The organism is Bacillus sp. AP50, assembly GCF_040492675.1.
GTDB classification, from domain to species: Bacteria; Bacillota; Bacilli; order Bacillales; family Bacillaceae_G; genus Bacillus_A; species Bacillus_A cereus.
The window spans coordinates 1-9,782 of sequence record NZ_JBEUTW010000375.1 but is presented as its reverse complement, the minus strand read 5'-3'; the positions used below and the strand labels follow the sequence as shown (position 1 = coordinate 9,782).

Here is a 9,782-nt window from a genome sequence, read left to right as displayed (position 1 = left end):
ATCTAATATTAACAGGGGTTGCCGGAAATATATGTATCCTATTTACAGCTAATGATGCTCATATGAGAAATTATACATTGTATGTACCAGAGGATTGTATCGCCTCTAACAACGACCAAGATAATATACATGCTTTAAAAATAATGGAAACTACATTGAAAGCAACTATAACATCATCAACCAAAATAAAATTTAATTAATACATATATCTATTTTCTAACTTTTTATATCAAATTAACCCGCTCGCTTCCCTCTTGTGCTACAATAATTCTGTTTTGTGTTTTTAGTAGTCACGGTAAATCACTGATTGAAAGGAGGAAACAGCGTGACCGGAGTACCACTTATCACGGTTGAAGGACCAATTGGTGTTGGAAAAACTTCACTTGCGAAGGAAATTTCAACTCACATGCAACTCCACTTACTAAAAGAGATTGTTGATGAAAATCCCTTTTTAGGAAAGTTCTATGAAGACATCGACGAATGGAGTTTTCAAACAGAGATGTTCTTTCTTTGTAATAGATACAAACAATTAGAAGACATTAACATAAAGTATTTGAATCAAAGGAAACCAGTAGTAGCGGATTACCATATCTTTAAAAATTTAATTTTTGCATCCCGCACATTAAAAGACTCCCAATATGACAAATACATGCAAATTTATCGTATCCTTACACAAGATATGCCTGTGCCAAATGTCATTGTTTATTTAACAGCTAGCCTAGAAACATTGCAAAAACGAATCGCCATGCGCGGAAGAGAATTTGAAAAAAACATGGATCCAAATTACTTACTACAGCTCACAAAAGATTATGAAACAGCAATGGATGCTTTTAAAAAAGATCATCCGGAAATACCAGTATTGAAATTTAATGGAGACGATATGGATTTTGTAAAAAATCCTGATGATTTAAACGTCATCCTATCTGCCCTTCAAAATACTCTCTTAAAGGAGTCGAAATAATAATGAATTTAAGGCAAAAATATGATATACCCAATGACGCAGTAATCACTATCGCCGGAACGGTAGGTGTGGGTAAATCAACTATGACAACTGCATTAGCTAATGCTTTAGGTTATCGCACATCATTTGAAAAAGTAGATTCCAATCCATATTTGGACAAGTTCTATGCGGACTTCACTCGCTGGAGCTTCCACCTACAAGTGTACTTTTTAGCAGAACGATTTAAGGAACAAAAAAGAATTTTTGAATATGGTGGCGGTTTTGTTCAAGATCGTTCCATTTACGAAGACACTGGAATTTTCGCAAAGATGCATCATGAAAAAGGAACAATGACGGAAACTGATTATGAAACATACAAAGGTTTATTTGACGCTATGGTCATGACTCCTTACTTCCCTCATCCAGACTTATTAATTTACTTAGAAGGTTCTTTCGATGATATTGTCGATCGTATTCAAGAACGCGGGCGCCCAATGGAACAGCAAACACCAATTGAGTACTGGAAAGAAATGCATGGACGTTATGAAAACTGGATTAACAACTTTAATTCATGCCCTGTATTACGCTTAAATATTAATGAGTACGATATTTTAAAAGATGGTGATTCAATCGAACCAATCATTAAAAAAATTGGCCATTTTTTAAAACAAACACGTAAACTTGTAAAATAAAAAACCCGTGCATATGCACGGGTTTTCCTATTAAATTACTTCTTCTTTGTTGGAGCAATAATTTCACTCTCAGGTTTTCCTGCGTTAATGCGCTGACGAACAGTACTTGTACTAATATCGTATGCTTCAGCAATCTCTTTAACAGTCATTTCTTTCCCGTTAATTACTGCCGTTAATACTTTACCTGTACGTTTTGGAGCCGCCGCTTTCTTTACAGCTGCTTTTTTAACTTGTTTTGGCGCCTCTACTTTACTCGTAGCTTGTTTTACATCACAAGTACAACCACAAAGTTTACGGAATGTATCATCACTAATAATGCGTGATACGTTTGCACCACTGTTTAAAATTCTATTGTTCTTACAGACAGGACATTGTACATAATATAAAGTTTTTCCATCTAAAGGAAACGTTTGTATAATAAGATCCATGTTGACTCCTTTCATATCTATGAAGATAATCATCGGAATATGAGTGTGTAATAAGGACAAAATTACCTTACACCATACTTTATGATTGGTTTTAAAATAAAAACTCGTTACGTGTTGGTAACGAGTTCTCCAATCTCCACTTATATGCGCTGTTGTCAATTATATCTGGAGGAGGTAGAGGGATTCGAACCCCCGCGCGACTCTCGCCGCCTGTCGGTTTTCAAGACCGATCCCTTCAGCCAGACTTGGGTATACCTCCATATTGACATCAAATATAATATCAAAAGAAAAACAGTTAGTCAACCCTACTAAAATAAATTATGAGGAAAGGAAAATTTTACTTTCCCCTTCCTACATTACAGTACTGACAACGCTCATAATTACCAATCACTCATACCGATGAATGTTTAAATTTACTTAATAACTGTTTTTCCTCCCATATAAGGGCGAAGAACTTCTGGAATTATAATTGTACCATCTTCTTGTTGGTAGTTCTCTAAAATAGCTGCAACCGTACGTCCGATTGCAAGACCAGATCCATTTAATGTATGAACATGTTCTGGTTTTCCATTTGGCTCACGGCGGAAACGGATATTTGCACGTCTCGCTTGGAAAGCTTCAAAATTACTACAAGAAGAAATTTCACGATATGTGCCATAGCTTGGAATCCATACTTCAATATCGTATTTCTTCGCTGCTGTAAATCCTAAATCGCCTGTGCACATGCTCATAACGCGATATGGCAACTCTAATAATTGTAACACGCGTTCTGCATCATTTGTTAATTTTTCTAACTCTTCATAAGAATCTTCTGGTTTTACGAACTTCACAAGCTCTACTTTATTGAACTGATGCTGGCGAATTAAGCCACGTGTATCACGACCAGCTGAACCTGCTTCAGAACGGAAGCAAGAGCTAAATGCAGCATATCTTATAGGCAATTGCTCTTTATTTAAAATCTCATCACGATGCATATTCGTTACAGGTACTTCAGCTGTTGGAATTAAGAAGTAATCTTCACTTTCAATACGGAATGCATCTTCTTCAAACTTTGGAAGTTGTCCTGTTCCCGTCATACTTGCACGGTTTACCATATATGGAGGTAATACTTCTTCATATCCATGCTCATCAGTATGAAGATCAAGCATAAAGCTAATTAAAGCACGCTCTAATCTTGCACCAGCACCTTTGTAAAATACGAAGCGGCTTCCTGTTACTTTCCCAGCGCGTTCAAAATCTAAAATTCCTAAATCAGTAGCAAGATCCCAATGTGGTTTTGGCTCAAAAGTAAATTCTTTCACTTCTCCCCAAGTACGTGCTACTACATTATCATCCTCTGTTTCACCAACTGGAGCAGATTCATGAGGGATATTTGGAATAGATAACATTAATCTTTCTAAGTCTTCTTCAACTGTACGAAGTTCGTTATCAAGATCCTTTACTTTTTCTCCAACCTCACGCATTTCTAAAATTAGAGCCTCTGCATCTTTCTTTTCGCGCTTTAATACAGAAATTTGTTGAGATACTTCGTTACGTTTACTTTTTAATTCTTCTGTCTGAACAAGTAGTTCTCTTCTTCTCGTATCAAGTTCTTCAAAACGGCCGAAATCAGTTAAATCTTCGCCTCTATGCTGTAATTTCGCTTTTACTTCTTCAAAGTTTGTACGTAAAAATTTAATATCAAGCATTATATACTCCTCCTTTTATTTTATAAAACACAAAAAACTCCCGTCCCTATATAAAGGGACGGGAGTTAACCCGCGTTGCCACCCTAGTTGAAAGCATTACCGCTTTCCTCTCAAGTAGAAATAACGGCTCTTCACCGGGAATGCTTACTAATCCAAAAGATATTCCACATTCCATTCCAGGATGGATTCACAAACTGTTTCTATCGATTTCCACCAACCATCGACTCTCTATAAGAAACGACATTTGTTACTATTTCCTATCAACACGCTTATTTTATAAAATTGTTACCATCAATTTACTATAATCTTATACAAGTTGCAAGTTACTTATACAACTTTTTTCATTTTCGCTTCTTTTACCATTTCAACAAAGTATGCTGTCACACGATGATCATCTGTTAATTCCGGATGGAATGAAGCAGCTAAAAACTGATCTTGTCTTACCGCTACCATTCGGTCACCATGCTTAGAAAGCACTTCAACATTATCAGCTACTTCTACAACATACGGCGCACGGATAAATACACCAATGAAGTCTTCACCCACGCCTTCAATTGAAAGCGCAGCTTCAAAACTATCCTTTTGGCGTCCGAACGCATTGCGCTCAACTGTAATATCCATAGCACCAATATGTGCTTCTTCATAGCCAATAAGTGTTTTCGCAAGAAGAATCATCCCTGCACATGTACCAAACATTGGTTTACCAGACTTTGCAAATGTACGAAGTGGTTCCATGAAAGCATACTTATCAATAAGACGGCGCATTGTTGTACTTTCACCGCCTGGTAAAATAAGACCATCAATCTCTTCAAGTTGCTCTATACGCTTTACAACAACAGCTTCTGCACCACTTGCTTCAACTGATTTTACATGCTCACGAACTGCACCTTGAAGACCTAGTACACCGATTTTCACCATTTTAAAGTTCTCCTTTAATTACCATCCACGCTCTTGCATGCGTTGTTCTGGTAATAACGTTGAAATTTCGACACCCTTCATTGCATTACCTAATCCTTTAGAAAGACTTGCAATTAGTTCGTAATCTTCATAATGAGTCGTTGCTTCAACGATTGCACGTGCAAATTTCTCTGGGTTTTCTGATTTGAAGATACCAGATCCAACAAATACCCCATCAGCACCAAGTTGCATCATTAATGCTGCATCTGCTGGTGTTGCTACACCACCTGCCGCAAAGTTTACAACTGGTAAGCGACCAAGACGTTTAATTTCAAGTAATACTTCGTAAGGAGCGCCAGTATTTTTTGCATATGTCATTAACTCATCTTCACGTAGACTCGCAACTTGACGGATTTCTGCATTGACTTGGCGCATATGACGCACTGCCTCTACAATGTTTCCTGTTCCTGGTTCACCTTTTGTACGAAGCATAGATGCACCTTCTGCAATACGACGTGCAGCTTCTCCGATATCACGGCAACCACATACAAATGGAACTGTGTAATCACGTTTATTTAAATGGTATACTTCATCAGCAGGAGTTAATACTTCACTCTCATCGATATAGTCTACCCCTAATGATTCTAATACACGTGCTTCTACAAGGTGACCGATACGGCATTTTGCCATAACCGGAATTGACACCGCACCCATAACTTCTTCAACAATTGTTGGGTCTGCCATACGAGAAACGCCACCTGCTGCACGAATATCTGCTGGTACACGCTCTAATGCCATAACGGCAACTGCGCCTGCCTCTTCTGCAATTTTTGCTTGTTCAGCGTTAACTACGTCCATAATAACGCCGCCTTTTTGCATTTCTGCCATTCCACGTTTTACACGTTCTGTCCCTGTTACATTTGTCATGTACAAAAACCCCCCTAGGTGAATTGCTTTCCCCCGTTAAAGGCGAAAATTAAGAATACTCTTACATTCTACCACTAACTATCAGATGCTTGTCTACTACTTTTTCATAAAGTCGGTATGAAAAATAGGAATAAAAAAAAGCTCCTATCATGAGGAGCTTTTAAAACCAACCTTTTACTGTATCAACAGCACTATTCCACATGCCACTAAAGAATGAACCAATTCCGCGCATAGCACGAGTAAACCAGTTTGCTTCTTCTACTTCAGATGTTGTTACAAGATCCACTTGCAGTGACTTACCAGTTAAAAATCCAGGGTCGTTTGTATCTTTTGGCGTAATTACCATTTGACCAAGCGCAGCTCCCTTTTTAATAGGTGCTTCTTGTCCCTTGCTTGATTCTTTTAATTCCGTTTTATAAACATCTTTACTTCCTTTTGGCACTGGAAGTGAAATAGCTTGTTTCGTTTGAACTGCTACATCTTTATCTTTCGCATTTTCTACTCGTACTGTTTCTTGTCCTTTTACTGAAGAACCTTTTTTATACATTTGTTTTACTTCAAAGTTAGCAAATCCATAATCATATAGCTTCTTTGTTTCATCAAAACGTGCTGTATGAGAACTTGTTTTAATAACTACAGAAATAAAACGCATTCCGTTTCTTTCAACCGTACCAGTGAAGCAATCTCCTGCCTCTGGAGTTGAGCCTGTTTTTAGGCCGTCTACGCCATCATATTCTTTAACTAAGCCCTTTAACATCCAGTTCCAGTTCGACATTGCAAACTTCTCTTTTTCTGGACGGAATTCTTTTTTAGGGATTTTTGCTGTATCTAACACTTTTGGATAATCTTTAATTAAATGTTGTGCTAAAGTTGCAACATCCTTTGCAGACATTTTATTTTCTTCATCCGCTGTTGTTCCTTCAGGATGCATTCCCTTTAAATCTTTATTCGTTAAACCTGTAGAATTGACAAATTTATAATTTTTCAACCCTAGTTCTTTCGATTTATCATTCATCATTTTTACGAAGTCTACTTCTTTACCTGCAATTGCTTCTGCTAATGCAATTGTTGCACCATTTGCAGAAAAGATTGCCATTGCTTCGTATAACTCTTTTACTGTATAAGAGCCACCATTTTCTAATGCAACATTTGATAATGAAGCATCTTGTGAAACCTTATATGCATATTCAGAAACCTTAATTTTCTGGTCCCACTTAAGTTTTCCTTTATCCACTGCTTCGTGAACTAAATATTCACTCATCATCTTTGTCATACTAGCAATGGATAATAATTCATCTGCATTCTTTTGATATAAAATTTTCCCAGAATTCGCTTCTACTAAAATTGCCGCACCTGCTTCAATGTTTAAAGCGGCTCCTGTTTCAGCTGATGCATTGCTATATGGCATAAAAATGCTACAAGCTAGTGTAAGCACTGTTACCAAAGCAATGAATCTTTTGCAAAACATACCTTTCACTTTTGCTACCCCCAATATCTATGTACTCACATAACCGTTATTCTAACATAATCAAAAAAAAATAGACAGAGATATCAAATCTCTGTCTATTTGTATATAAGACATTATAATGAGTAGTTTGGAGCCTCTTTTGTAATTTGTACGTGATGAGGATGACTTTCACGTAAGCCAGCACCTGACATACGAATGAATTGTGCGTTTTCGCGTAAGAATTCTAAATCCTGTGCTCCGCAATATCCCATACCTGCACGTAAGCCACCAACTAATTGGTGAACTGTATCTGCTAAAGGTCCTTTATATGGTACTCGTCCTTCAATACCTTCTGGGACAAGTTTTTTATTGCCTTCTTGGAAGTAACGATCTTTACTTCCTTTTTCCATCGCACCGACAGAACCCATACCACGATACACTTTAAATTGACGACCTTGGTAAATTTCAGTTTCTCCAGGGCTTTCTGCAACACCTGCAAACATGCTACCTAGCATAACAACATGTGCTCCTGCCGCTAAGGCTTTCACCATATCACCAGAGTACTTAATACCGCCATCAGCAATAACTGGAATGCCGTGTTTACGAGCTTCTGTTGCACAATCATAAACCGCAGTTAATTGTGGTACACCAACACCGGCTACAACGCGTGTTGTACAAATAGAACCTGGTCCAATACCAACTTTAACTACGTTTGCACCAGCTTCAATTAGTGCTTTCGTTGCTTCAGCAGTAGCAACATTTCCAGCGATAATATTTAGTGATGGATATTTAGCACGAACTTCTTTTACCTTATCAATAACACCTTTAGAATGCCCATGTGCTGTATCAAGTACAATTGCATCTACACTAGCTTTTACCAATGCATCGATGCGAAGCATAGCATCCGCTGTTACACCAACTGCTGCTCCAACTAATAAGCGTCCTTGCTTATCTTTAGCAGAGTTTGGGAATTCAATTACTTTTTCAATATCTTTTATTGTAATAAGCCCTTGTAATACACCGTTATTATCAACAAGAGGGAGTTTTTCAATTTTATACTTTTGTAGGATCTTTTCCGCTTCTTCCAGTGTAGTACCAACTGGAGCTGTAATTAATTGTTCTTTTGTCATTACGTCAGAAATTTTGATTGAGTAGTCTTGGATGAAGCGCATATCACGGTTTGTAATAATACCAACTAATTTTCGCTCATCTAAATTATTTACAACCGGTACACCTGAGATACGATATTTTCCCATAAGATGTTCTGCATCATATACTTGATGTTCTGGAGTTAAGAAGAAAGGATCTGAAATAACGCCGCTTTCAGAGCGCTTTACTTTATCAACTTGCTCTGCTTGTTGCTCAATAGACATATTCTTATGAATAATTCCTAAACCACCCTGGCGAGCCATTGCAATAGCCATGTCAGCTTCTGTTACTGTATCCATTCCTGCACTAATTAACGGGATATTTAGCTGTAAGCTTTCAGATAAAACTGTTTTAACACTTACTTCTCTTGGTAATATATCTGACCTAGCTGGTACAAGTAATACATCATCAAAAGTCAAACCTTCTTTAACAAATTTAGATTCCCACATAATTGTTCCCCCTATGATACCAGAAATTATTATTAGTAGCTTATCAATTGGTTAAAATACTGTCAAGGACGTATATATATGTTAGAATTTTTAGACAATAAAAGGAGCGTAATATATGCATCAAACATCTTGTACTTGGCAGCAGTTAAGTTTCTTTTTTTCATCTCAAAACGTACAACGTTATCTTGCCCGTTGTTACGAAAAATCCTCTATTCAGGATGCCGAAAAAAAAAGTTTTGAAAATTGTTATCCCTTTATTTATTACTTAGAACACGGGAAAAATTATTATGAATTATATAAGACAGCTCCATTTTCCATTCAACCAATGTTGTTATTTTATGGAATTAGTCAACTTTTTAAAGCATGCCTACTAACTATTGACCCTAACTATCCTGAATCCACTACTGTTTTAGCTCATGGCGTTACAACTCGCAAACGAAAAAAACAAGGGTATCAATTTTTAGAAGATGAGGTGAAGGTACAAAAAAACGGATTATTTACTCATGTTGCAGAACAACTGTTTCACATGAAACACTTAGAAGCAGAAAAATTTAACATGTTAGAACTAATGGGAAATATTCCAGAATTACAAAATTTATTTCGTTATAGTCAGAAAGGATCAACTTTATATAAAATCGATTCAACAATTAAAAATGAGCTCTCCTTTTCAGTCAACCTACTAGATCGATTACATATGACTAAAGAGAGATTTTCTCGTTACATTGAAACATCTTGTAAGCATTTATCAATACAGCACGTACCTGAGAAGACTAATGAATCGAATTTACTTTTTACGGCGCCCATTCAATCATGGAATCCTATGTACAGTACTCCTTTATACTATGAACATCTTACTAATACTTATTATTTGCCACTTACGACTGATCCTAGAAATCCTAAGCCAATATTACCTGAACTCCTCATTCATTATTTATTGCTCTATAATTTAAGCATGATTTCTAGGTATGAAACAGATTGGTGGTATGACTTACTTGGCAGTTATGGTTCTGAAGATTATCCATTTATTTATCAATTTCTAAGTATTTCTGCTCAAAAAATCCCTTACTATATTTCAAATTTTTTATTAATGGAACCAAATCTATTTCATGGGAAATAAAAAAACACAAGTCAAATGACTTGTGTTTTTAGTTGCTTGGCGACGTCC

The 9,782-nt window shown here is 36.7% G+C and carries 10 protein-coding genes, 1 tRNA gene and 1 other annotated feature; of the genes, 4 read left to right on the top strand and 7 right to left on the bottom strand.

Features of this window, described 5'->3' with window-relative positions; translation table 11 throughout:
• The 3 genes from ABWK52_RS22740 to ABWK52_RS22730 form a co-directional block, all read left to right on the top strand.
• Positions 1-200 (top strand): isochorismatase family protein (locus ABWK52_RS22740; RefSeq protein WP_353772148.1); only part of this gene is annotated, 200 nt, incomplete at its 5' end.
• A gap of 125 nt (positions 201-325) precedes the next feature.
• Positions 326-961: a deoxynucleoside kinase gene (locus tag ABWK52_RS22735; RefSeq protein WP_098542465.1), complete on the top strand. Its 636-nt coding sequence runs from the start codon at positions 326-328 to the stop codon at positions 959-961.
• A 2-nt stretch (positions 962-963) separates the two neighbouring features.
• Entirely contained in the window at positions 964-1,632 is a 669-nt protein-coding gene (locus ABWK52_RS22730) for a deoxynucleoside kinase (RefSeq protein ID WP_001053585.1), read from the top strand.
• A 35-nt stretch (positions 1,633-1,667) separates the two neighbouring features.
• Here the strand turns inward: ABWK52_RS22730 and ABWK52_RS22725 are convergent, their stop codons facing one another.
• From ABWK52_RS22725 to guaB, 7 genes are all read right to left on the bottom strand, one after another.
• Positions 1,668-2,060 (bottom strand): DUF3797 domain-containing protein, encoded by a 393-nt coding sequence (locus ABWK52_RS22725; RefSeq protein WP_000364196.1) that lies wholly within the window; start codon positions 2,058-2,060, stop codon positions 1,668-1,670.
• A 166-nt stretch (positions 2,061-2,226) separates the two neighbouring features.
• Positions 2,227-2,319 (bottom strand) — tRNA-Ser (locus ABWK52_RS22720).
• A 154-nt stretch (positions 2,320-2,473) separates the two neighbouring features.
• Positions 2,474-3,748, bottom strand: coding sequence for a serine--tRNA ligase (serS, locus tag ABWK52_RS22715; RefSeq protein ID WP_000884186.1), 1,275 nt, complete (start codon positions 3,746-3,748; stop codon positions 2,474-2,476).
• 51 nt (positions 3,749-3,799) lie between these two features.
• Positions 3,800-4,021: a binding site (T-box leader), on the bottom strand.
• A 54-nt stretch (positions 4,022-4,075) separates the two neighbouring features.
• Positions 4,076-4,666 (bottom strand): pyridoxal 5'-phosphate synthase glutaminase subunit PdxT, encoded by a 591-nt coding sequence (gene pdxT, locus ABWK52_RS22710; RefSeq protein ID WP_000238783.1) that lies wholly within the window; start codon positions 4,664-4,666, stop codon positions 4,076-4,078.
• Between the two features lie 18 nt (positions 4,667-4,684).
• Positions 4,685-5,572, bottom strand: coding sequence for a pyridoxal 5'-phosphate synthase lyase subunit PdxS (gene pdxS / locus ABWK52_RS22705; RefSeq protein WP_000186165.1), 888 nt, complete (start codon positions 5,570-5,572; stop codon positions 4,685-4,687).
• 160 nt (positions 5,573-5,732) lie between these two features.
• Entirely contained in the window at positions 5,733-7,040 is a 1,308-nt protein-coding gene (dacA, locus tag ABWK52_RS22700) for a D-alanyl-D-alanine carboxypeptidase DacA (RefSeq protein ID WP_125653127.1), read from the bottom strand.
• A gap of 113 nt (positions 7,041-7,153) precedes the next feature.
• The gene (guaB, locus tag ABWK52_RS22695; RefSeq protein WP_000264088.1) at positions 7,154-8,617 is read right to left on the bottom strand and encodes an IMP dehydrogenase; all 1,464 of its coding nucleotides are present in this window, start codon (positions 8,615-8,617) and stop codon (positions 7,154-7,156) included.
• Between the two features lie 115 nt (positions 8,618-8,732).
• Between guaB and ABWK52_RS22690 the strand changes: the two genes are divergently transcribed.
• The gene (locus ABWK52_RS22690; RefSeq protein WP_000554287.1) at positions 8,733-9,734 is read left to right on the top strand and encodes a YaaC family protein; all 1,002 of its coding nucleotides are present in this window, start codon (positions 8,733-8,735) and stop codon (positions 9,732-9,734) included.
• The last annotated feature ends 48 nt before the right edge of the window (positions 9,735-9,782 follow it).